This is a genomic window from Ruegeria sp. PrR005 (genome assembly GCF_010500245.1).
In the GTDB taxonomy this organism is placed as follows: domain Bacteria; phylum Pseudomonadota; class Alphaproteobacteria; order Rhodobacterales; family Rhodobacteraceae; genus Ruegeria_B; species Ruegeria_B marisflavi.
This window is the reverse complement of record NZ_JAAGOX010000022.1, coordinates 423989-445922: the sequence shown is the minus strand read 5'-3', so window position 1 is coordinate 445922 and position 21934 is coordinate 423989. Positions and strand designations below refer to the sequence as shown.

General features: G+C 62.9%; 19 protein-coding genes. 5 read left to right on the top strand and 14 right to left on the bottom strand.

Translation table 11 applies throughout. The features are described from left to right. The first annotated feature begins 38 nt into the window (after positions 1–38). Entirely contained in the window at positions 39–1616 is a 1578-nt protein-coding gene (locus G0P99_RS14635; RefSeq protein WP_164131048.1) for a DUF5928 domain-containing protein, read from the top strand. Positions 1617–1624: 8 nt separating this feature from the next. On the opposite strand, the gene G0P99_RS14630 is transcribed toward G0P99_RS14635, so the two are convergent. The 8 genes from G0P99_RS14630 to G0P99_RS14595 all read right to left on the bottom strand — a co-directional run bounded on the left by G0P99_RS14630 (position 1625) and on the right by G0P99_RS14595 (position 9188). Further along, a complete protein-coding gene (locus tag G0P99_RS14630; RefSeq protein ID WP_370462792.1) occupies positions 1625–2053 on the bottom strand; it encodes a cytochrome c in 429 nt (142 codons plus the stop codon). A gap of 70 nt (positions 2054–2123) precedes the next feature. Continuing rightward, positions 2124–2768, bottom strand: coding sequence for a DUF1523 family protein (locus G0P99_RS14625; RefSeq protein ID WP_164131044.1), 645 nt, complete (start codon positions 2766–2768; stop codon positions 2124–2126). Between the two features lie 10 nt (positions 2769–2778). Further along, on the bottom strand, positions 2779–3045 hold the full coding sequence (locus tag G0P99_RS14620) for a hypothetical protein (protein ID WP_164131042.1): 267 nt from the start codon (positions 3043–3045) through the stop codon (positions 2779–2781). A gap of 1 nt (position 3046) precedes the next feature. Next, positions 3047–4396, bottom strand: coding sequence for a DUF6638 family protein (locus tag G0P99_RS14615; RefSeq protein WP_164131039.1), 1350 nt, complete (start codon positions 4394–4396; stop codon positions 3047–3049). Continuing rightward, on the bottom strand, positions 4393–4986 hold the full coding sequence (locus G0P99_RS14610; protein WP_164131036.1) for a hypothetical protein: 594 nt from the start codon (positions 4984–4986) through the stop codon (positions 4393–4395). Before G0P99_RS14610 ends, G0P99_RS14615 begins: the two co-directional genes overlap by 4 nt. Then, positions 4983–6920: an ATP-binding protein gene (locus tag G0P99_RS14605; RefSeq protein ID WP_164131035.1), complete on the bottom strand. Its 1938-nt coding sequence runs from the start codon at positions 6918–6920 to the stop codon at positions 4983–4985. Before G0P99_RS14605 ends, G0P99_RS14610 begins: the two co-directional genes overlap by 4 nt. A 67-nt stretch (positions 6921–6987) precedes the next feature. Further along, entirely contained in the window at positions 6988–8106 is a 1119-nt protein-coding gene (locus tag G0P99_RS14600; protein WP_164131033.1) for a hypothetical protein, read from the bottom strand. 2 nt (positions 8107–8108) lie between these two features. Further along, positions 8109–9188, bottom strand: a complete 1080-nt coding sequence (locus tag G0P99_RS14595; RefSeq protein WP_164131031.1) for a hypothetical protein — start codon at positions 9186–9188, stop codon at positions 8109–8111. Positions 9189–9379: 191 nt separating this feature from the next. Between G0P99_RS14595 and G0P99_RS14590 the strand changes: the two genes are divergently transcribed. Continuing rightward, complete coding sequence (locus G0P99_RS14590; RefSeq protein ID WP_164131030.1) at positions 9380–9721, top strand: cupin domain-containing protein; 342 nt, start codon at positions 9380–9382, stop codon at positions 9719–9721. A gap of 61 nt (positions 9722–9782) precedes the next feature. Here G0P99_RS14590 and G0P99_RS14585 read toward each other — a convergent pair whose 3' ends face one another. After that, a complete protein-coding gene (locus G0P99_RS14585) occupies positions 9783–11000 on the bottom strand; it encodes an aminopeptidase P family protein (RefSeq protein ID WP_164131028.1) in 1218 nt (405 codons plus the stop codon). Positions 11001–11257: 257 nt separating this feature from the next. On the opposite strand from G0P99_RS14585, the gene G0P99_RS14580 reads away from it, so the two are divergent. Next, positions 11258–12733, top strand: a complete 1476-nt coding sequence (locus G0P99_RS14580; protein WP_164131026.1) for an NAD-dependent succinate-semialdehyde dehydrogenase — start codon at positions 11258–11260, stop codon at positions 12731–12733. 6 nt (positions 12734–12739) lie between these two features. Here G0P99_RS14580 and G0P99_RS14575 read toward each other — a convergent pair whose 3' ends face one another. The 4 genes from G0P99_RS14575 to dapE all read right to left on the bottom strand — a co-directional run bounded on the left by G0P99_RS14575 (position 12740) and on the right by dapE (position 17298). Further along, a complete protein-coding gene (locus G0P99_RS14575) occupies positions 12740–13141 on the bottom strand; it encodes a globin domain-containing protein (RefSeq protein WP_164131023.1) in 402 nt (133 codons plus the stop codon). A gap of 115 nt (positions 13142–13256) precedes the next feature. After that, complete coding sequence (gene rnr / locus G0P99_RS14570; RefSeq protein ID WP_164131021.1) at positions 13257–15515, bottom strand: ribonuclease R; 2259 nt, start codon at positions 15513–15515, stop codon at positions 13257–13259. 31 nt (positions 15516–15546) lie between these two features. Then, the gene (locus tag G0P99_RS14565) at positions 15547–16146 is read right to left on the bottom strand and encodes a TIGR04282 family arsenosugar biosynthesis glycosyltransferase (RefSeq protein ID WP_164131019.1); all 600 of its coding nucleotides are present in this window, start codon (positions 16144–16146) and stop codon (positions 15547–15549) included. A gap of 9 nt (positions 16147–16155) precedes the next feature. Beyond that, positions 16156–17298 (bottom strand): succinyl-diaminopimelate desuccinylase, encoded by a 1143-nt coding sequence (gene dapE, locus G0P99_RS14560; protein WP_164131017.1) that lies wholly within the window; start codon positions 17296–17298, stop codon positions 16156–16158. A 283-nt stretch (positions 17299–17581) separates the two neighbouring features. Between dapE and G0P99_RS14555 the strand changes: the two genes are divergently transcribed. Continuing rightward, positions 17582–19156, top strand: a complete 1575-nt coding sequence (locus tag G0P99_RS14555; RefSeq protein WP_164131015.1) for a Hint domain-containing protein — start codon at positions 17582–17584, stop codon at positions 19154–19156. A gap of 1 nt (position 19157) precedes the next feature. Then, a complete protein-coding gene (locus G0P99_RS14550) occupies positions 19158–20252 on the top strand; it encodes a Hint domain-containing protein (RefSeq protein ID WP_239059817.1) in 1095 nt (364 codons plus the stop codon). 15 nt (positions 20253–20267) lie between these two features. On the opposite strand, the gene G0P99_RS14545 is transcribed toward G0P99_RS14550, so the two are convergent. Further along, positions 20268–21926 (bottom strand): amidohydrolase, encoded by a 1659-nt coding sequence (locus tag G0P99_RS14545; RefSeq protein WP_164131013.1) that lies wholly within the window; start codon positions 21924–21926, stop codon positions 20268–20270. Between the last annotated feature and the right edge of the window lie 8 nt (positions 21927–21934).

Sequence of the window (21934 nt, the reverse complement as noted above, 5' to 3'; positions counted from 1 at the left end):
TAAACAACGAGCAGAAACAGGGGTCGATCGTTTCCGTTATGGCCAAAATCGCCTACATCCTTTTGTGCCACAAGGACCCTGATGCCATTGTCATGCAGGCCGAGCGCCTGACCGCGGCCGGCGATTACATGTCGATCCATTTCGACGCCCGCGCCAGGCGCGCCGATTATGACCGTATTCGCAGCGCCCTGGCGGATAACCCCAATGTCACCTTTGCCCGCCGCCGCATCAAATGCGGCTGGGGCGAGTGGTCGCTGGTGCAGGCCACGCTGAACGCCATCGAGGCAGCGGTGGACGAGTTTCCGCGCGCCACGCATTTTTACATGCTGTCGGGCGATTGCATGGCGATCAAGACCGCCGAATACGCGCACAAGTTCCTGGACGAACACGACCGGGATTTCATCGAAAGCTTCGACTATTTCGAAAGCGACTGGATCAAGACCGGCTGGAAGGAAGAGCGGCTGATCTACCGCCACTGGTTCAACGAACGCACGCAGAAAAAACGCTTCTACGCGATGTTCGAAACCCAGAAACGGCTAGGCTGGACGCGCGAGATCCCGTCGGACATCCAGATCATGATCGGTAGCCAATGGTGGTGCCTGCGCCGCCGCACGATCGAATGGATCCTGGATTTCACCCGCTCCCGGCGCGACGTGATGCGGTTCTTCGCCAGCACCTGGATTCCGGACGAGACGTTCTTTCAGACCCTGGTCCGGCACCTGATCCCGGAACATGAGATCGAGACCCGCACGCTGACCTTCCTGATGTTTTCGGACTACGGGATGCCGGTGACATTTTACAACGACCATTACGATCTTTTGCTGAGCCAGGATTTCCTGTTCGCACGCAAGATCAGCCCCGAAGCCAAGGAGCTCAAAGCCCGTCTTGGCCGTCTCTACGCGACCCATAACGTCGATTTCCAGATCTCGAACGAGGGCAGGAACCTGTTCAAGTTCCTGACCGGGCGCGGCCGGATCGGGCGGCGATTCGCCATGCGGTTCTGGGAAACCGAAAGCTCGCTGGGCCGCGAACGTGAACTGATGATCGTGGTCTGCAAGAAGTGGCATGTGGCCAAGCGGCTGATGGAACAGATCCGGCAGGTGATGAACGTGCCGACCATCGAATACCTCTTCAGCGAAGAAGGCACGCCCCTGCCTGACCTGGGCGGTATCCAGGCAACCCTGGAAAAGCGGACCCGGCACCGCCGCGCCCTGATGCGGATGCTGTTCGAGTATTTCGAGACAGATCGCCTGGTGATCTGCCTGGACCCGTCGAACCTGGACCTGATGCACGATTTCTTTTCCGACAGGTCGGTTACCCGGATGCTGGAGATCGAATGCCAGTTTACCGACGACTACCTGATCGGGCACGCCTATCGCGTGGGCCTGGCGGGGGAACGCACCCCAAAGGCGACGCTGGAACGGCTGTTGCCCACCATCCGCAACGAGATGACTTACGAGGCAGACCGGATCCGCGACGCGGGGTTTGCCCGCTATGGCCGCATCCATCAGACCTCGACCCCCGAGGAAAACGCCGACAAGCTGTCCGAGTTTCTGTCGATCCCCTGGGATCAGGCGCTGCGCATCATGCAGAACGACCACATGTTCGCCGATTGACCCGGCCTTCAGCGGATGCCGTTGACCGCCTGAATCTCCCGCACATAGGCCACGATCATGGTCACATCGCCGCGGCTGAGCCCCTCAACCGGCGGCATGTCGCCAAAGGGCCAGTGATGCGCCTGCACGCCAAGCGTCACTGCTCGATGAAACGCCTCGTCGGCATGGTGCGAGGGTTCATAGATCTTGTGGATCAGGGGCGGCGCGACCCCTTGTCGGCCGGCGGCATTCTCGCCATGGCAGATGACGCATTTGGCCTGGAACAGGCGCTCTCCGATCCGGCCGTTCTCAGACAGGCTGTCCGGCAGGTTTACGGCTGCCAACGCAGCGCCAGCCGCCGGAGCGGCGGCATCATCCTGCCCCTGCGGGCGGAACCAGAACGCATAGGCGCCAGCCAGAACGGCCAGCGCCACAAAGAAAAGAGCTGCGCGTTTCACCAGTCGCTCCTGTGCTGACATCGTACCCGGTTCTGGAGGTTCCAGCAGGTGTAAGGTCAAGGACGAAAATCTATTTCGACTTCCAGCTGTCGAGCCAGCGCCGGAGCCGGCCGCGCCGTTCCTCGATCGCCTCGCCGGCAGCATAGAGGCTGTCTTCGACATCCTCGATCACCGGGTCGATGCGCGCCTCGCGGAACCGGCGCCAGCGCACCCAGATCGCCCAGAACAGCGCCGCCAACAGGGTAAGAACAATGATGTTGAACCAGGGGATCAAGCGCACGTCCGGCCCCGCCACCGGCTTGATCGCCACCGCGTTGGGAAAGATCGACAGAAACTCGTTGCGCCAGCCATAATGGGTCACCGCCATCCATTCGGGTTTATCCTTGGACGAGATCGCGTCATTCGCCTCGGTATAGAGATTGGCGGTGTCGAACTTGAAGTAGGGCGGCCAACTCCAGCTGGTATCCTCATTGCGATAGACACGCGGGCGGCCTTCGGGCGTCACGCCCTGAATGAATTGCACATCGCGGTTGATGATGTTCACCGACTGATCGTCGGGCCGAGACCAGAAGATGCGGGTCCAGTCGTTCAACTCCTGCCGTTCCTCATAAGTATTGACGATGCGCACGATGTCGCGCTGCGGCAGGGTATAGTGCAGGAAGGCGGCGACGCTGAGCCAGAACAGCCCGATGATCACCCATTTGACATAGCGCATGGCCAGGTCCTCACTTGAAATTCACGATATAGATCAGCGCCGCGATCAGCACCCAGGGTACAAAGTACACCCCCAGGATCAGCTTGCGCCGGAAAGATCCGTCATAGGCCCTGAGACCGCGTTCGACAAAGGCCTCCTTGTCGCCGGTCTTGCCCTTCTCCTCCCACCAGCGCTCCAGCTTGCCGCGCCGAACCGCGCGGGAGTAGAACGACAGCCCGATATAGGCCACCGTCTGCACCACCAGCAGGACAACGACAAGTCTGAGAAGTCCGAACACCCTATCGCCTCCGTATTGCGCCCCAGGGGCCGACCCGTTCGATCAGGCGTTCATCCGCCTGCGCGGGGCTTTGCGCTCCGCTCATGTCCGGCTCGTGCCCGAACAATGCCGTCCGCGCGCCCGCCTTGTCCACCTGATACTCGCGCGCGAGGAAATCGGCAACAAAGGCCCGTTTGGCCTCGGGCCAGGTCACATAGAGGCGATAGAACAGCTCCTTGTGACAAATGAAGAGCTGGCGGGCATCCAGCGGCGCCAGTTCCGCCAGCAACATGTTGACCAGGTCGCGGTCGGGCGTGTCGGCGGCCCGCAGACCATAGAAATAGGCAGGATGATCGGCCGAGATGCGGGGCCAGTCGCCGCCATTCTCGGCCCAGCGCGCCAGTTGCGCCAGCCCGTGATATTCCTCGGGCAGCCGGTCGGCATGCATCCGCGCCAGCCGCCGGATGTCGCCCTGGTCCAGCCCCGCCGGGTTCAGCCCGGTACCGGCGGCAGTGTCGATCACAATGAAATCCATCTTTTGCCGCAGCACCGCCGCCGCATCCATGCCGCGCGCCCGCACAATGGGTTCGGCCAACTTGTTGAAATCGAGGAACTTGGCAATCCGGTTGCGCTCGCCGAGGTCCAGAACGTATTTCACCGGCATCTCTTCGCGAGGTTTCTCGCCCACGCAGATCATCGCCGGGTGCTCCACATCGGGGAACAGGTAGAGCCCGCCGAAATGCGCCGTCCAGAAATTGCGCTGCTCGTGCGCCTTGTGGCTCAGATGCACGGGGTTGCGGCTGATATCGCCGGTCTGCTTCGAGATGCCGATCATCTCGGCAATCAGCACGTCGTCGAACCAGGCGTCGTTTTCGGTCTTGAACCGCTCGATCATCGCCGCCAGCTTGTCCGCGTTTTTCAGCGTGCCGCCGACGGTGTCGGCCTCGATCTCGATTTTGCGCAGGGTGAAAAGGTCGGCGGGCGAGCGCAGCTTGAAGACCGAGTTCACCAGTTCGCCCGCCACCGCGTCGGTGGCGGTCAGCGCAAACAGCTGCGCCTCGTTCGCCTCGATGAACTCGCGCAGGATCGGACGCGAGGTCGAGAATTTCACGTTCAAGAGCGGCGCGCGCTTCTGCTCGGGCGTCAGCAGGATGAACTGCCGGTTGACCCCGTTGGGGTTGAGGTAGAGCGGATCGCCCAGCTCGTCCCCGATCTCGGGCGAATAACCCGAGATGTCGATATGGAAATCGGTGAGCGCCGTGGTCTTGCCCGCCAGATGCTGGAGCGCGCGATTATACCGCTCCACCAGCGCCGGGCTGGAGATATGCACAAGATTGCCGAACATCAGGCCGGATTGGATGAGGCGGATCATGTCAGCTCGCTATTGTCGACTTGAGCCGTTCTCAAGTCACTCTTCAAGCGCTCCCATTCTTTCTTCAATACTACTCTACTCAATCTCAGTATCTCACTAACGATTTCATCTTCTTCATCATAATTCTCAGCACGAACTACCCTGACGAGTTTGGCAATCATTCCACCCAGCTTGAACGCATCCTCTTCATTTTGATTGAGACGCAAAAAAATTCTTGTCGACACTTCTTCTAAGCGAGAGAGATCCTCTCTATTTTTCCTAAACCTTACCTCTGCCATGTACACGGCCAAGTCGATTCGAAGTTCATTAATCCATAGTTGACGAAAGTCCGACAGTTTTAACTCGGCTTGTATTCTCCGGTTGCTTCTTTCTCTACGATCGGCGGCAACATTTGATAAATGCGTGGTGAGGATAGCAAGGAGCGAAACTAAGAAAAGCGTTCCTAGTGCTATTAGGGTGCCATCGTAAACCGAAATAAATTCTTCGATTTTTTCAAAAAACCCTCCCTCAAAATCACTGAGAACCACTAAAAGCGGAGGAGTGATAGCAAGAATGGCAAAAAACAAAAAAATTATAGCAATGTAAATCACCCCTTCCCCTCCAGATACCGCTTCTTCGCCTCTTCCATCCGCCCCATCTCGCGCACCATGCCATCGATGGCCACCTCGTCCGACTTGTCGGCATAGCGGAACTCGCTGTCCGCATAGCGGTTGATCTCTTGCACCACCATGTCCACCGTGATGGGCTTGCGCAGCTCCTCGATCATCGCCAGCTTTTCATCATAGTCGCGGAACAGGAACAGGTCGGGTTTTTCCATCCATTCATCGGGCAATTCGAAATCCATCGCCCGCACCTTGACCGCGTCGGTGATGTTCTTGATCGCGCGACCGGTGAAGCGTTCGTCGGCCTCCTGTATCCCCTTCAGATAAGTCCCCAGCTTGGCGATGGTGTCGAGCGGGCCGACCTGCGCCCCCACCCTCTCCCACACCTGCGCCAGCCCGGCCTCTTGCGGGCGGCCATGGGCGGCGAAACTGGCGGCCACCGCGCGCTTGATCTCTTGCGCGGCATAGAGGTCATGGTCGCCCAGCGGGATATCGTGGCGCTTGCCCAAGAGCAGGGCCAGGATGTCGATGTAATCCTCGCGCGACTGCGGCCCGTCGACCAGGAACCGCGCGCCCGCCCGCTGGCGCAGGGCGTCGTCGACATTCTCGGGATAGTTCGAGAACATGCCAAAGGTGCAATTGCCGCGCACCACCGTATTGGCACCGGCAAAAGCCTCCATGAATACCGCCGTCACCTCCTGCTGGCCCGCGCTCGACTGGCGGTCGCCACGCTTGCCCGCGATCTGGTCGATATCGTCGATGGTGCCAAACCCGATCACGCCGGGGTCGAGTACGTTCTGGACAAAGGCCTTGGCGTTCTGGCCCGACTTGCCCTGATAGCTGTCGATATTGTCGATGCCGAAATTCTGATAGCGGAAAGGATAGCCGGCGTTGCGGCAATATTCGTCGATCAGCCCCGCCATCATCTGGATCAGCGTCGTCTTGCCGGTGCCCGGTTTGCCGTCACCCATGAAGGTGAAGATGAAGCCGCCGAGTTCCGCGAACGGGTTCAGGCGGCGCTCGAAATCATAGGCCATCAGCATCTTGGCCAGCTTCATGGCCTGATACTTGGCGATATGGTTGCCGACCACCTCGTTCGGTTTCTTGAACGTCATGGTCAGCTTGGTCGAGCGCGCCTTGGCCGCCGGAGTAAAGCCGCGCAGGGTCAGGTCATCGGCCTCGACATGCCAAGCGGCCCCGGCAAAGGGCCCCAGATGCCCGGCGCCTTGTGCGCGCGCGGCGGCCTTTGCCATCAATTGTTCGGCAAAACCGGCGGTGGTGGCGATCAGCTGCGCGTCGTCGCTCGCGAAGCTTTCCAGCTTCTGGTCCAGATCCCACAGCGCGCCATGCAGCGCCAGTTGCGCGTTGTCGGTCAGGAATTCCTCGACCTCGCCCACCTCGACCGAGGTTGCGCCCAGATGCGGCGACAAGAGATAGGCCAGCGCATTGCCGAACACATGAGAGACAACCAAAGCCTCGGCGGTCAGCAGTTCGGAGAACTCGCCCTTGCGCGCCGCCGGCAGGTCGCCCGCCAGATTGGCGCGTTTCAGATCGCCCAGCGGCGTGCGGTCGCCATAACCCTCGCCCATTGCCAGCGCGATGGCCAGCGCCCGGCGGATCGCATGCGCCACCGTGGCCTGCACCGGCGAGACCAGCGTGTCGCCATCGTCCGCCGCCTCGATCCGTTCGCGCAGATGCACCCCATCAGGCCGGGTGCTGCGCCGCGTCACCAGACCGGGCGTGGTCGAACGGAACCGCCGCGCCGTTGGAATGCCGGGCGAGCGCTCCTCCGCCCTGGCGGGGGTCCGCGCCTGCGCCACCCGTGGCGCATGGTCGAACCCGTCCAGCAGCGCGGTCGCAGCCGGGTAATGCGCGCGGATCGCCTCTTCACGCAGTTCCATCTGGTCCGATGTCAGGCTCATGTCACAACGCCCCTGTCTTCACTTCGCTCAAAATACTCCCGCCGGAGGCTTGGCCCGGCAGGGCCAATCAATATCGCACCACCTGCCCGCCCTCGCTCACCACGAACTTGCGCACATCCGTAAACCCCGGCGGATTGCGTTCGGCCAGCACCTGGAACGGGCGCTGCGGCAGGATGATCGACCGGCTGGTGCGCGTGGCCCCGGTCTCGGCTCCCTGCCCGCCAAACGGGTCGAGGGCAAAGATTTCGCGCTCGACCGTGCCGAACCAGCCCGAGCGTTCCGCACGCACGTCCTCGCTTTCCAGTTCCTCGCTGGTCCAGGCCAGCGCCCAGTCCTGACCGGCAGGCGCCTGCGCATCCTCCAGCACCGCCCGCAGCGGGCCGGTTTGTTCGGTAAAAGCCGAGGAATACATCGGCCCGACATGGATACGGCGCAGATGCTTGGGGTGCAGGTCGTCGAAATCCTCGTCAAACCCCTTGGCGATGGTCAACAGCTTCAGCCCTGCCAGCGACTGCGCCATCAGATGCGCCTGTACCTCGGGCCAGCGGCGGCTGTCCTTGGGCAGCGCCTGTTTTCCGGTATCCTCCAGCCGCATCAGATAGATCACTGGCAGGTTAATCTGGCTGTCATAAACCGCCCAATGCAGCAGGAACCGGCGCCGGTCGCCCTCGGTCGAAATCCAGTGGCATTCGGGGTCGTTGCGCACCCAAAACAGTTGCCCCCGGGCCAGTTCCCCGTAATAGAGCCGCTGTGACAGGGCGAATTGCAGTTTGGTCGGGATCTCGCGACTGCCGAGGATAGTCTGGACCATCTCGTCCTTCAGCGCCGCCTCGGAGGGCATGTTGGCCAGATGGCTGGCCGCCTGCTGGGCATCGTTGGCCATGGTCATCAGCTCGGCCGCCACCGGAAAGCCGCTGTCGCGCTTGTCCATGCTGAGCGAGCCAAAAAACCGACCCGTATCGCGCCCAACCAGCAGGTATTTCATGCTGAGCGCGCGAAAGGTGAACAGCAGCCCCGAGATATAGCGCGAGATAATCCGCACCTCATCGCGGCTGATCGCGCCCTCGGCCTCCATGTTGGCGGCCACCCGCAGCAGATGGGTGGTGATCGTCTCGAACTTGCGGAAATACCGGCGCGAGGCGAATGTGTCAGTCAGGCCGACATGGTCGTGGGCGGGGTCGGCCAAGATCAGCCCCCATACAGGTTCTTGTCGTGCTTCTCGACGATCGCGGCGAAGCGGCGGGCAAAGCGCTCATCGGCCTTGGCCTTCTTCTCCAGCACGTCGCGGGCAAAGACCATGTGATCCTCGTGCGCCTCAAGCATGTCGGCCATTTTCTGGTTGGTCGCGGTGCCGATGGCGGCCATGGCGGTCTGTGCTTCCTGGTCGGTCTGCACGCCGATCTCGTTGATGCGGTGGGCAACGTCCTGCTGCTGCGCGGTTTTCAGCGACTTGGTCAGCGCGTCATAGAGCACCACGCGCTGCTGCGTATCCGTTTGCAACTTGTTGATCAGCACCATCTGGGTCGCTGCCTGGTTTTGCAGCGAATCCACCCAGGTCTTGCCCTTTTCGATGTAGCGCTCCAGCGTCTGGCTCTTGGCCAGTTTCACCTGCTCGTCGCGCACCTTGGCATTATAGGCCTTGTTCAGCTCGGCCAGTTCGGTTTCCAGCTTGGTGCGCGCGGCGGCGTCCTGTTCGACGCTGATCTTGTTTTCCAGCGCAATGATCTGCGGATCCATGGCAAGGATCTCGGCCCGCACCGCTTCCAATGCCGCAACCGTCGCCTCGCGGTCGTCCAATGTGCCCGTCAGGTTGGTTTCCACCTTGGTGCGCTGCTCTTCCAGCACCGCCAACTGCCCTTCGAGCAGCTTGACGATCACATCGGATTTGGCGATCAGATCCTGCAACTTGTCGTCGATGTTGGCGGTGCGCATCCGTTCCTGCCGCATCGATTCCGACTTGCCGCTGGAGAAGATGCCGACAAAGCTCTCCCATCCGGTTTTCGAGCGCATCTCGTCGAAATCCTTGGAAAAGGCCGATGTCACATCGTCAAGCCCCATGATCAGTTCGGCGATATTGGCGTTCATCACCTCGGTATGGGCATGCACGTCTTCCAACGTGGCGTTCTCGATGTCGATATCGGCCTCGCCGGTTTCGATCTTGGCCCGCGCCGCCTCGATCCGGCTGGTCACGCCCTCGATCTGGGCCTGGCTCTCGCGCACCTTGCGCTGCGTTTCCAGGATCATTGCCTCGAACGCTGTATCAGACATGGCTTTATCCTTTTGGGTCAAATGCATGCCCTAGATATGGCATGTAACAAGGATTTACATCCCCCTAGGGCGCCGGGACTGGAAAAACTGTGGCAAACTCGGGCGCAAAAGGAAAGGCGGTTGAATGTGCCTTGCAGATCGCAGCACCAATCGCGATGCTCCGCCCCGAACCATTCAGAACGAGGCAGGCGATGAGCAGCTTTTACCAACCGGTGACCCCCGAGGGAGCGGGCGAGACGGAACGCCCCGCACCCGACAAGGTGCTATCGGGTGATCCGGTCTTTACCACCTGGAACCTTGAGGAGCGCGATGGGCTTTATTGCGGCATCTGGCGGTCGACGCCGGGCAAGTGGCGCATCTCTTATGACGAATGGGAATACTGCCGCATCCTGTCGGGCCATTCGGTGCTGACCGATGCAGACGGTAACGAGATCACGCTGCGCGCAGGTGACAGTTTCATGCTGCGGCCGGGGTTTTCCGGCACTTGGGAAGTGATCGAGACCACGACCAAGGACTACGTGATCCGGTTGTGACGCACGGTGCTCCGCCCCCCTGAGGGGGCGAAAGCTTTTTCGGCAATGGATCGCAACCGTCTCAGCCGACGACGTTGAATTCCGGCCCGTAGGGATAGCCGGTGATGTTCTCGTTACCGTCCTCGGTGATCACAAGGATATCGTGTTCACGATATCCGCCCGCACCGGGCTGATCGTTGGCAATGGTCAGCATCGGTTCCATCGAGATCACCATGCCGGGTTCCAGCACGGTGTCGATATCCTCGCGCAGCTCCAGACCCGCCTCGCGCCCATAGTAATGGCTGAGCACGCCAAAGCTATGACCATAGCCAAAGGTGCGATATTGCAGCAGGTCACGCGCGGCAAAGAAATCGTTGATCTTGTGGGTGACCTCGGCGCAGCTCGCCCCCGGTTTCAGCAGCGACATTCCGTATTCATGGGCTGCGACGTTGGCCTCCCAGATCTTCAGGCTGGCCGCATCGACCTCCTGCACGAACATGGTGCGTTCCAGCGCCGTGTAATAGCCCGAGATCATCGGGAAGGTGTTGAGCGACAGGATATCGCCCCGCTCCAGCACCCGGCCCGTCACCGGGTTATGCGCGCCATCGGTGTTGAGCCCCGACTGGAACCAGACCCAGGTGTCGCGGTATTCAGCATCGGGGAACCGCTTGGCAATCTCCAGTTCCATCGCGTCGCGCCCGGCCATGGCCACGTCGATCTCGCGAACCCCGGCCTTGACCGCCTCGCGGATCGCATAGCCGCCCACATCGGCCACCTGCGCGCCCTGCCGGATCAATGCGATCTCGGCCGGAGATTTCATCATCCGCTGGCGCATGGTGGTGTCGAACAGATCGACGGTTTTCGACGGCGAAAGGAAGCTGTCGAGCTTGCCCTTCTGCAACAGGCTGAGATGATCGCTTTCGTACCCGATCACCCGCCCCTCGCCGGTGACCGAACGGATCGCGCGCCAGTAATTGTCCCGCTGCCAGTCGGTATAGGTGATGTTGTCTCCATGGCAGCGGCGCCAGGGCTGGCCCGCGTCGATACCGGCACTGATCGTCACGCTTTCGGTCGGGGTGACCACCAGCGCATAGGGCCGCCCGAAGGCGCAATAAAGAAAGCCCGAGTAATAGGCGATGTTATGCATCGAGGTGAACACGGCGGCCTCAGCGCCCAGCGCCTCCATCCGGGTGCGCAACCCGGCGAGACGCGCCTCGTATTCTGCGGCCTCGAAAGGCAGCCTGGCTTCGGTTCCGTTGTGATAGCGATAGAATTCCGGACGCGACAAATCAGCGGTCATGGTTGACCCTCCTTTGCAGAAAGGTCCCGGCGTTCAGGACGGGGAGTGGGCGCATGCAGCACGGCATGAGGCGACGCCATCGCCAGAGCCCGCGCGGACATTGGCGCAAGCCCCTGAGTCGATCAAGTGGTAGTTTTCAGAGGCCCAGGTCGATAATTTGATCAAATCTGGATTGATTCCCACCCACGAGTGGACATAGACAAGAGGCGACACACCTGTTTGGGTGCACCCGAGACATTCTAGGCGGAGACTCAGCCATGCTGGACGCAATGACCGATCTGAAATCGCTCCTCAAGAACCCGGAGCTGCTGGCGACCAAGGCCTATATCGGCGGCCAATGGGTTGACGGCGACAACGGCACCTTTGCCGTCACCAACCCCGCGCGCGGCGACGTGATCGCCGAGGTAGCGGATCTGAGCCGCGCTCAGGTGGCGGGCGCCATCGCCCAGGCCGAGGCCGCGCAAAAGGAATGGGCGCAGTACACCGGCAAGGAGCGCGCCGCGATCATGCGCCGCTGGTACGATCTGATGATGGCCAACGCCGAGGATCTGGGTCGCATTCTGACCGCCGAACAGGGCAAGCCCCTGGCCGAGGCAGTGGGCGAGGTCGCCTATGGCGCGTCCTTTATCGAGTTCTTTGCCGAAGAGGCCAAGCGCATTTATGGCGAGACCATTCCCGGCCACCAGCGCGACAAGCGGATCATGGTGCTGAAACAGCCCATCGGTGTGGCCGCCTCGATCACACCGTGGAACTTCCCCAACGCGATGATCACCCGCAAGGCCGGCCCCGCGCTGGCGGCGGGCTGCGCCTTTGTCGCCCGGCCTGCGGCGGAAACCCCGCTGTCGGCGCTGGTGTTGGCGGTGCTGGCCGAACAGGCGGGCATCCCCGCTGGTGTGTTCAACGTTGTGCCCTCGTCGCGCTCCAGCGAGATCGGCAAGGAATTCTGCGAGAACCCCGGCGTGCGCAAGCTCACCTTCACCGGCTCGACCGAGGTGGGCCGCATCCTGCTGAAACAGGCCGCCGACCAGGTGATGAAATGTTCGATGGAACTGGGCGGCAATGCACCCTTCATCGTGTTCGACGACGCCGATCTGGATGCCGCCGTCGAAGGCGCGATGATGTGCAAGTTCCGCAACAACGGCCAGACCTGCGTCTGCGCCAACCGGATCTATGTGCAGGCGGGCGTCTATGACGCCTTTGCCGCCAAGCTGAAAGTGGCCGTTGAAAACCTCAAGGTGGGCGACGGCCTGAACGCCGGAACCACCACCGGGCCGCTGATTAACGCCGACGCGGTCGAGAAGGTGAAAGAGCATATTGCCGACGTGGCCGCCAAGGGCGGCGCTATCCTGACCGGCGGCCTGCCGCACGATCTGGGCGGCAGCTTCTTCCAGCCCACCGTGATGACCGGCGTCACTCAGGACATGAAGGTCGCGCAGGAAGAAACCTTTGGCCCCTTGGCGCCGCTCTTCAAGTTCGAGACCGTGGACGAGGTGATCTATATGGCGAACGATACCATCTTCGGTCTCGCCGCCTATTTCTATGCCAAGGATCTGAGCCGGGTCTACAAGGTGGCCGAAGCGCTGGAATATGGCATCGTCGGCGTCAACACCGGCATCATCTCGACCGAGGTCGCGCCGTTCGGCGGCGTCAAGCAATCGGGTCTGGGCCGAGAAGGCAGCCATCACGGGATCGAGGATTACCTGGAGATGAAGTACATCTGCATGGCGGTCTGACCGGGGTCAGGCGGGCGCGGCCAGCATATCCATCAGCTGCGCCACCGCCTCGTTCCAGGCGGCTGTTTCCTCGGGCGACAACCCGTCAGCCATCACATCGGACAAGGCGGCCTGCAAAGCGCGGGCCGCCTTTTTCAGGTCGGCACGGTTCAGATTGAACCGCGCATGGGACCGGGCCAGACCGTGCCCCAGAACCTGGAAATTCTTCGCATCGCTCATGCCACGAACAGTGGCGGCCAGCATCGAGGCGAACATTTCCTTTTGCACCGGGAAATCGCCTTTGAACAGCTGCCGAGACTCGGGCAATTCCCGGAAAAGATGGTGATAGAACCGCTCGGTCAGATCCGCCTTGCGCGCGAACACACGGGCAAAACTGGATTGTACCAGCCGGATCTGATCGTCTGTCATGCAACCTCGCTCAACTGCAAACGCTCCGGTCTCTCCGGTTCTTGAGCGAGTATGAGGGCCACCGGTTAATGACGCGTTTCCGTTTTGCCAAAACGGGGCTCCGGCTTGCCCGATGTCACCGTCGCTTGCGCGCCACCTTGCGGTTCAGCTTGTCGGTCTTGTGCTTGGCCTTGGCCACCTTGCGACGTACCCCGCGCTTGCCCTTGGACGGGGTGCCGCCGCGCGGCATCTCACTGTCCTCCAGGCTCAGCATCTCGAACTCCAGCCCACCGGTCACCGGCGAGGCCTGCGCCAGCCGCACGGTCACCCGTTGTCCGATCGAGATCAGTAACCCGGTTTCCGACCCCATCAGCGTCCCCGCCTCGCGGTCGAAATGAAAGAACTCGCGCCCCAGCGAACGCACAGGCACCAGCCCGTCTGCCCCCGTCTCGTCCAGTTTCACAAAGGCGCCGAACCGCGCGATGCCACTGATCCGGCCGGTGAACTCGTTGCCAACCCGCTCCGATAGATAGGCCGCCAGATAGCGGTCGGTGGTGTCGCGCTCGGCCATCATCGAGCGGCGCTCGGTGTCCGAGATATGGGTGGCGATGCGGTCCAGTTGCTCGATCTCGTCCGCCGTCAGCCCGTCATCGCCCCAGCCATGCGCCTTGATCAGGCCGCGATGCGCGATCAGATCGGAATAACGCCGGATAGGCGAGGTGAAATGCGCGTAATTCCGTAGCGCCAGGCCGAAATGGCCAAAGTTCTCTGGGTGGTAATAGGCCTGCGCCATTGACCGCAGGGTCGACATGTTGATCAGCTCCGCCTCGTCCGTCCCCGCCGCCTGATGCAAGAGCGCGTTCAGATGGCGGGTTTGCAGCACCTGCCCCTTGGCCAGCGTCAGCCCGGATGCCTGCGCCGTCTCGCGCAGCGCCTCCAGCTTTTCGGGCGCGGGTTCCTCGTGGACCCGAAACAAGAGCGGCACGCGTTTCGCGATCAGCGTCTCGGCGGCGGCCACATTGGCGAGGATCATGAACTCTTCGATCAGCTTGTGCGCGTCCAGCCGATCGCGAAAGGCCACGCTCTCCACATGACCCTTGTCATTCAGCACGATCTTGCGTTCCGGCAGGTCAAGGTCGAGCGGCTGGCGCCGCTCACGCGCCGCATTCAGCGCCTTGTAGGCGGCATAAAGCGGCGTCAGAACCTCATCCAACAGCGGGCCGGTCTTGTCGTTGGGGGCGCCGTCGATGGCCTCCTGCACCTCTTGATAGTTCAGCGAGGCGACCGAGCGCATCATCCCGCGCACAAACCGGTGACCGATCTTGTTGCCCTGCGCGTCGATCTGCATCCGCACCGCGATACAGGCGCGCGGCACGCCTTCGTGCAACGAGCACAGATCGCCCGACAGCCGGTCAGGCAGCATCGGCACCACCCGGTCGGGGAAATAGGTCGAGTTGCCGCGCTTGCGCGCCTCGCGGTCCAGTGCGCCGCCCGCACGGACATAGGCCGCCACATCGGCAATCGCGACCCAGACCACATGACCGCCGGGGTTCTTGGGGTCGTCATCGGCATGGGCGAAACAGGCGTCGTCATGGTCGCGCGCGTCCGACGGGTCGATGGTGACCAGCGGCATATCGCGCAGATCCTGCCGCCCGGACAGGCCCAGCGGTTTGGCCCGGTCGGCCTCCTCGATCACCTTGTCTGGGAAATCGTCGGGAATGCCGTGCTGGTGAATGGCGATGAGCGACACCGCCTTGGGTGCGCTCGGGTCGCCCAGCCGCTCGATGATGCGCGCGCGCGGCAGGCCCATGCGGCCCTTGGGCCCGGCCTGTTCGGCCTCGACCAACTCGCCGTCCTTGGCGCCATGCACCGCGCCCTCGGCCACCAGCCATTCATTCTGGCCCGCCTTGTCGATGGGTACGATGCGGCCGCCCTCGGCCCCCTTGCGAAAGATGCCCAGGATCTTGTGCGGGTTGGTGCCGATCCGACGGATCAGCCGCGCCTCGTAATTGTGATCCTCTTCATGCACCACGGTGAGGCGGGCAAGGATACGATCCCCCGCCCCCAGCGCCGGATCGCTGGCGCGCGGCAGCACCAGCACGATGGGTTCCACCCCTTCGCCATGCCATTCCAGCGGGCGCGCGAAGAGATCACCGTTTTCATCGGGTTCTTTCACCTGCAACACGCTGACCGGCGGCAGCCGGTCCGGGTCGGCATAGCTGCGCTTGCGCTTCTCCAGATGGCCCTCGGCCTCCAGCTCCTTGAGGATGCGTTTCAGGTCGATCCGGTCCGAGCCCTTGATGCCAAAGGCCTTGGCGATATCGCGTTTCGAGGTGAGCGTGGGATGCGCGGAAATCCACTCGAGAATTTCCTGCTTGGTAGGGATGCGAGTCATAATTCCGCCGTAGCACGCGGCGCGGGGCGCGTCACCGCAAAAGCGACGGCAGACACATCGCGTTCAGGTCGGCGGCGGCATCAACATCTTGCAGCATGTCGACCAAAGCAACCTGATGTCCCGCAAGCCCTGCCAGCGTGTCGCCCAGCGCGTGTTCGCTGGACCAGCGCACATCTCCGAACAGGCCCGGCGGCAAGGCACAACGCCGCGCCGCGCCCACCAACCAATAGCCCCCATCGGGTGCCGGTCCGAACACGAAATCAGCCGCGCCCAGCGCCGAAAAGGCGCGGGCGACATGGGCGCGGGTGACGCCGGGAATATCGGCACCGATCAGGCAGACCGGCCCCCGGGGCGCACCCCGCAACTGCCGCGCCATGCGCTGACCCAGATCGCCGTGCCCCTGCGGGCGGCGCGCCAGATCGGCGGGCCAGACCCGGCTGGCCAGCCCCTCGGTATCGGGCGACACCGCCAGCACGATCCGCCAGCGCGGATCGCGCAGCCGCCGGATCAGCGCCCTTGTCTGGTGGCGGAACCACCAGGCCGCGCCCACCATGCCGATATCGCGCCCCAGCCGGGTTTTCACCCGGCCCGGGCGCGGTTCCTTGACCATGATGACCAGCGTGCGCCGCATCGCTCTGGCTCAGGCGAAATAGTCCCGCAGGATCCGGCCATAGATGGCCTTGAGCTGATGGATCTGGGCGATCTCCACCCGTTCGTCCACCTGATGCATGGTGCGGCCCACCAGCCCGAATTCCACCACCGGGCAGTGATCCTTGACAAAGCGCGCGTCCGAGGTCCCGCCCGAGGTCGACAGCACCGGCACAACGCCGGTTTCCGCCTTGACCGCGGCCGCCACCAGATCGGACAGCGCACCGGGCGGGGTGAGGAAGCTTTCGCCCGAGATTTTCACCTTCATCTCGACCGACACGCCGAATTCCTCGGCCACCCGGTCGGCCTCGCCCTGCATCCAGGCGGTCAGGCTGGCGCCAGAATGCAGATCGTTGAACCGGATATTGACCGCCGCGCGACACTGCGCCGGGATCACATTCGTAGCGGGATTGCCGGTGTCGATGGTGACCACCGCCAATGTGGACGCGTCGAAATGGTCGGTGCCCTCGTCCAGGGTGTGGCTGGCCAGCCGTTCCATCAGCCGCGCCATCGCCGGAAGCGGATTTTTCGCCCGGTGCGGATAGGCCGAATGCCCCTGCACCCCGGTCACCGTGAACCAGGCCGACATCGACCCGCGCCGCCCGATCTTCATCATCTCGCCCATTTGATCCGGGCAGGTGGGTTCTCCCACCAGGCAGGCCGACATCCGCTCGCCCGCCTTTTCCATATAGTCAAGGAGCGCCGTGGTGCCGTCGATGGACTCGCCTTCCTCATCCCCGGTGATGGTCAGGATCACCGCCCCGTCGGGCGGTGTCTGCGTCACGAAATCCACCGCCGCGGCAGCAAAGGCCGCAACCCCCGATTTCATGTCCGTCGCGCCGCGGCCATAAAGAAACCCGTCTTTCTCCTGCGCCCCAAAAGGCGGCATCGTCCAGGCCGCCGCATCGCCCACCGGCACCACATCCGTATGCCCGTTGAACCCGAAGGTGCGCGGATGCGCCTTGTCGCCCCAGCGGGCAAACAGGTTGCGCACCCCGCCGCGATCGACCCGGACACAGGAGAACCCGGCCTGCGCGAGCACGCTTTCCACGACATCCAGCGCGCCGTCATCCTCGGGCGTGACCGAAGCGCAACGGATCAGATCGGCGGTCAACCGGGCGGCATCTGTGGTCATGGGGGGGCTCCTTGAGCAGCTACGCATCGTCTGGGCGCCACATTTGTGACGAAAACGCTGCATTGCCAAGCCTTTTGCGCAGATATCCGCTTAACAACGCAAATTTGTTCGTGCTAAGGTTGATAAACAAAAAAACAAGACCCGAGGCAGGGTTTCGAGCATATCGCCTTGAACAGGCTGAACCGAGCACAACCGCGCATCAGACGCGGCCGGTTCACTGTATCGGACCGGGATCAATCCGGGACGCTTGCTCTGCCTTGACGGAACCAGGTTGGGGCAGAAAATGGCCACAGGCGCCGAACTGACATACAATACCAGCGCGTCTGCGATGCAGATGGCGCAGACCATTTTCGGTGACGGGGTGACCGTTGTCGGTGCCTCCTATTCCGGGTGGAGCGGGTCGTCGGCGATCTACTCCAACGGCGATGCGCTGGCGCCCGGCGCCACGCCGGGCGATAGCGGGATCATCCTGTCTACCGGCCGGGCCACGGATTTCACCCGCTCGGGCGGCGATCCGAACCGGTCGGCCAACACCTCGACCAATACCTCGGGCCAGAACAACAACCCAGATTTCAACGCCGCCGCAGGCACAAACACCTATGACGCCTCTTACCTGGACGTCAGCTTCATCCCCGACTCGAACGTGATGACGATGCAGTTCGTCTTCTCGTCCGAGGAATATCCCGAGTTCGAGAACTCCATCTATCAGGACTTTGTCGGCGTCTGGGTCAATGGCGTGCAGGCGAACCTCGAGGTTGGCAATGGCGACACCGATCCCGGCAACATCAACGCGACAAGTAACCAGAACCTGTTTCTGGACAATACCGGCGACGCCTATAACACGGAAATGGATGGTCTGACGGTCACCATGACCCTGACGATGAACGTGATCCCCGGTGTCGTGAACACCATTCGCATCGGGGTCGCGGATGTCTCGGACAGCAGTTATGACTCCAACCTCCTGATCGCCGCCAACAGCCTTCAGACCCGCCTGATCGCGGTCGCCGATCACAGCACCATGTATCCGGATGGTCAGGTGACGCTCGATATCCTGGACAACGACATCAACCCGTCCGGTGCGACGCTGACCATCACGCATCTGAATGGCATTCCCGTCACTGCGGGCAGCATCATCACCCTGCAAACGGGGCAGAGCGTTCAGCTGAATGCCGACGGCACCATCACAGTTTTCGGCGATAGTGATGTCGAGCATTTCAACTTCACCTATACGGTCACCAACGGCACCAATACCGATACCGGGCTGGTCAATATCAACTCGATCCCCTGTTTCGTGGCCGGGACGCTGATCGACACCCCCGATGGCGAACGCCAGGTCGAACGGCTGACACCGGGCGATATGGTACTGACGCGCGACCATGGCCCGCAAGAGGTGCGCTGGGTTGGTGAGCGCACTGTCGATGCCGAGGGCCCTCTCGCCCCCATCCTCATCAAGGCGGGCGCCTTTGGCCGGCATCGCGACCTGATGGTCTCGCCGCAGCACCGGATCCTGGTGGGCGATGTCCTCAGCGAATTGTGGTTCGGCGAACCTGAGGTGCTGATCTCTGCCGCCGACCTGGTCAACGGGCGCACCGTTCTGCAAGTTCCCGGCGGGCGCGTCACCTATGTCCACGTCATGTTCGACCGGCACGAGGTGATCTATTCCGAGGGGCTGGCCAGCGAAAGCTTCCTGCCCGGACCACAGATCGGCAACCTGTTCGACGACGCGGTTCTCGATGAAATCTGTACCCTTTTCCCGGAACTGAACCCACGAACCGGCGAGGGATACGGACAGGCGGCCCGAAGGATCCTGCGCCACTACGAGGCGCGATTGCTGGCGACGCCCAGGAAGGTGGCCTGAGATGAGCTGGATCGCCGTTTCCGCCCCCGGTATCGACAAGTTCTCGCCCGACGGGCTGACGCCACGGCAGCGGCCAGCAGGCCCTGCGAAAACCTCCGACGAAGACCTGATGGTGCGCGGCACCCTGGTTTTCGAAACCCGCCTGCCAAACGCGAACCGGCCGAGGTTCCTGCTTCAATACGAACGGCAGGGCGCCTGGCCGTTCCACCTGTCCCTTCAGGCCATTCCCGGCGGCGGGCTGATCCTGATCGTGAACCAGGGCGGGTCGGTCCTGCATCAGGTGCTGAACGTCGCCGACAGCGGGCGGCTTGAAACGCTCAGGCTCAGCTATGCCTGGGATGCACCGGCGCGGGCGGGCTGGATTGCGCTGGAACACGAGGAACGGGAGTTTCCGCTGCTGGTCCAGATCGACTCTCCTCCCCCCCTCAGGACCGATGACCTCAACGCGCTGTTTACCGAGGGCGGCCACAGATTCGTATCTCAGGATCTGGTCTATTTCGCCCTGTCAAACCGGATCGAGCCGGTCGGCCCAATGCCGTCGCTGCTGCCGGACACGCCCATCGCAACCCCGACGGGCTATCGCGAGTTGCGGGATATCCAGCGCGGCGACACGGTGATTTCTGCCGACGGCGACGCGGTTCCTGTCCTGCACAAGGTCAGCCGCACGGTCCCGGCCTTCGGCAGCACCGCGCCCCTGACCATCCGCAGACCTTATTTTGGGCTCCGGCAAAACATCGTGGTGGCGCCGTCGCAGCGGCTGCTGCTATCCGGAACCGAGGTTGAATACCTGTTCGGACGCGAGGCGGTGCTGGTTTCGGCGCGCCACCTGTCCGGGGGCCACTCGGTCATGCCCGCGCGTGCCGGGCTGACGATCACTTATTCGCAGCTGCTGCTGCCCTCGGGCGAAGCGATGGTCACAGCAGGAACGCTGGCCGAAAGCCTCTATATCGGCAGGTTGCACCGGCGCCCCCTGCACCTTGCCGCCAGCATCCTTGCCGGATGCGAGCGCAGCCGGTTGCCGGATCACGGGCGGCCCAGCCACCTGGTTCTGCGCTCGTTCGACGCCCGCATTCTGGCAGAGGCTCGCGCCGCCTGAGCGGCGCGCGGCGCATCAATCCTGCTGATAGACCGTGCGCCCGCCACAGATCGTGCGGCGCACCGTCACCCGGTCCAGTTCGGCGGGCTCGACGGCCTCCAGATCGGCGTCCAGAATGATCACATCGGCCAGCTTGCCGGGCGTCAGGCTGCCCTTGATCGCCTCGGTCCGCTCGGCAAAGGCTCCGCCCAGCGTATAACCCTCGAGCGTCTCGGCAAGGGTCAGGCGCGGATCGGCCTGTTCGGCGCACCAGCTTTGCCGGGTCACGGCGGCATGAATGCCTCGCATCACCGAAATGTCGGTCACCGGCCAGTCCGACGCCAGCGCGACAGCAATACCGGCATCCTTGATCCGGCGCACCGGATAGCTGTCCGGCCAGCGCGCGCGCCCGATGGCGCTTTGCGCCGGTTCCAGCGGAAACCCTGTCCCCGGCACATGCATCGGCTGCATCGAGGCGACCACCCCAAGCTCGGCCAGACGCGGAATATCGGCCGGGTCGATCACCTCGATATGCTCGATCCGGTGGCGCAGACCGCTGTCGCCGTTGGCCGCGCGCGCCGCCGCATAGCCATCGAGCACGCGCGAGGTCGCGGCATCGCCGATGGAATGTACCGCGATCTGCAATCCCCGCCGGTCGATATCGGTCGCAAGTCGGGCAAACCGCTCGGCCGAAAACCGGCCATGCGCGCGCCATCCGGGGCGGCCCGGATAATCCGCCTTCATGAAGGCGGTGTTGCTTTCGATCACCCCATCCATGAACATTTTGACAAAGCCCGAGGCCAGCCATTCATCGTTCCAGCGCGCGTGCATCTCGCTGGCGCGTTCCAGTTCGGCCTCGTCCATCTCGGGCAGGAAATGGAACGGCACCCGCACCCGCGCCGTCAGACGCCCTTCAGCCCGCAATTGGTCAAGCAGGTCGAGCGTGTACAGGTTGCCGTCCATGTTGACGATCGAGGTCACCCCATGCGCATTGGCATGCGCCAGACCACGCGCCAGTGCCTCCAGATCCCCGGCACGCTGCGCGGCATCCGGTGCCGGATCTGGCTCGGTGCCCACCGCCAGACCCTGCATCGCGCGGTAGTAACCGCTGAGGCTCAGCACCGGTGCATAGGCCTCGGGCTCCAGCAGCATGCCGTTGGCCAACCCGTCTTCGCCCATCACCACCTCGTGCCCGTCCGGGGTTTCACGCCCGTGCAGCACACCCGCCAGCTCCAGCGCTCGTGTGTTGGCCCAGACCGTGTGATGGTCATCGGCTACCAGCGCCAGCGGGCGATCCGGCATCAGATCGTCCAGCAGCAGGCGTGGCACCTGCCCGTCAAACAGCGCGTATCCCGGCCCCTGTGCCACCAGCAGCCCCGAACCGGGGCTGCGCGCCGCCCCTTCGGCCAGCTTGCGCCGGGCGGTTTCCGGGTCGGCAGTGCCGTGCAAATGCACCTGGTCCAGCTCGGCCCCGCCAATGAAAAGGTGCAGGTGGCTTTCGACAAACCCGGGCAGCACCGTCGCGCCGCCGGCCTCGATCACCTCGGTCTCGGGGCCCGCCAGCGCGCGCATCTCGGCATCCGACCCAACGGCCAGAATCCGCCCGGCCGCGATCGCAAGGGCTTCGGCTCTCGGCATGTTCCGGTCCTGTGTCAGGACCCGCCCGCCCAGAATGATGCTGTCGGCTTTCTGCATTCCACATG

Excerpts from the sequence above, each read along its gene's own strand:
- G0P99_RS14635 (WP_164131048.1), top strand. The coding sequence starts at position 39 with ATGGCCAAAATCGCCTACATCCTTTTGTGCCACAAGGACCCTGATGCC.
- G0P99_RS14625 (WP_164131044.1), bottom strand. The coding sequence starts at position 2,768 with ATGCGCTATGTCAAATGGGTGATCATCGGGCTGTTCTGGCTCAGCGTC.
- G0P99_RS14615 (WP_164131039.1), bottom strand. The coding sequence starts at position 4,396 with ATGATCCGCCTCATCCAATCCGGCCTGATGTTCGGCAATCTTGTGCAT.
- G0P99_RS14605 (WP_164131035.1), bottom strand. The coding sequence starts at position 6,920 with ATGAGCCTGACATCGGACCAGATGGAACTGCGTGAAGAGGCGATCCGC.
- G0P99_RS14595 (WP_164131031.1), bottom strand. The coding sequence starts at position 9,188 with ATGTCTGATACAGCGTTCGAGGCAATGATCCTGGAAACGCAGCGCAAG.
- G0P99_RS14590 (WP_164131030.1), top strand. The coding sequence starts at position 9,380 with ATGAGCAGCTTTTACCAACCGGTGACCCCCGAGGGAGCGGGCGAGACG.
- G0P99_RS14585 (WP_164131028.1), bottom strand. The coding sequence starts at position 11,000 with ATGACCGCTGATTTGTCGCGTCCGGAATTCTATCGCTATCACAACGGA.
- G0P99_RS14580 (WP_164131026.1), top strand. The coding sequence starts at position 11,258 with ATGCTGGACGCAATGACCGATCTGAAATCGCTCCTCAAGAACCCGGAG.
- G0P99_RS14575 (WP_164131023.1), bottom strand. The coding sequence starts at position 13,141 with ATGACAGACGATCAGATCCGGCTGGTACAATCCAGTTTTGCCCGTGTG.
- rnr (WP_164131021.1), bottom strand. The coding sequence starts at position 15,515 with ATGACTCGCATCCCTACCAAGCAGGAAATTCTCGAGTGGATTTCCGCG.
- G0P99_RS14565 (WP_164131019.1), bottom strand. The coding sequence starts at position 16,146 with ATGCGGCGCACGCTGGTCATCATGGTCAAGGAACCGCGCCCGGGCCGG.
- dapE (WP_164131017.1), bottom strand. The coding sequence starts at position 17,298 with ATGACCACAGATGCCGCCCGGTTGACCGCCGATCTGATCCGTTGCGCT.
- G0P99_RS14555 (WP_164131015.1), top strand. The coding sequence starts at position 17,582 with ATGGCCACAGGCGCCGAACTGACATACAATACCAGCGCGTCTGCGATG.
- G0P99_RS14550 (WP_239059817.1), top strand. The coding sequence starts at position 19,158 with ATGAGCTGGATCGCCGTTTCCGCCCCCGGTATCGACAAGTTCTCGCCC.
- G0P99_RS14545 (WP_164131013.1), bottom strand. The coding sequence starts at position 21,926 with ATGCAGAAAGCCGACAGCATCATTCTGGGCGGGCGGGTCCTGACACAG.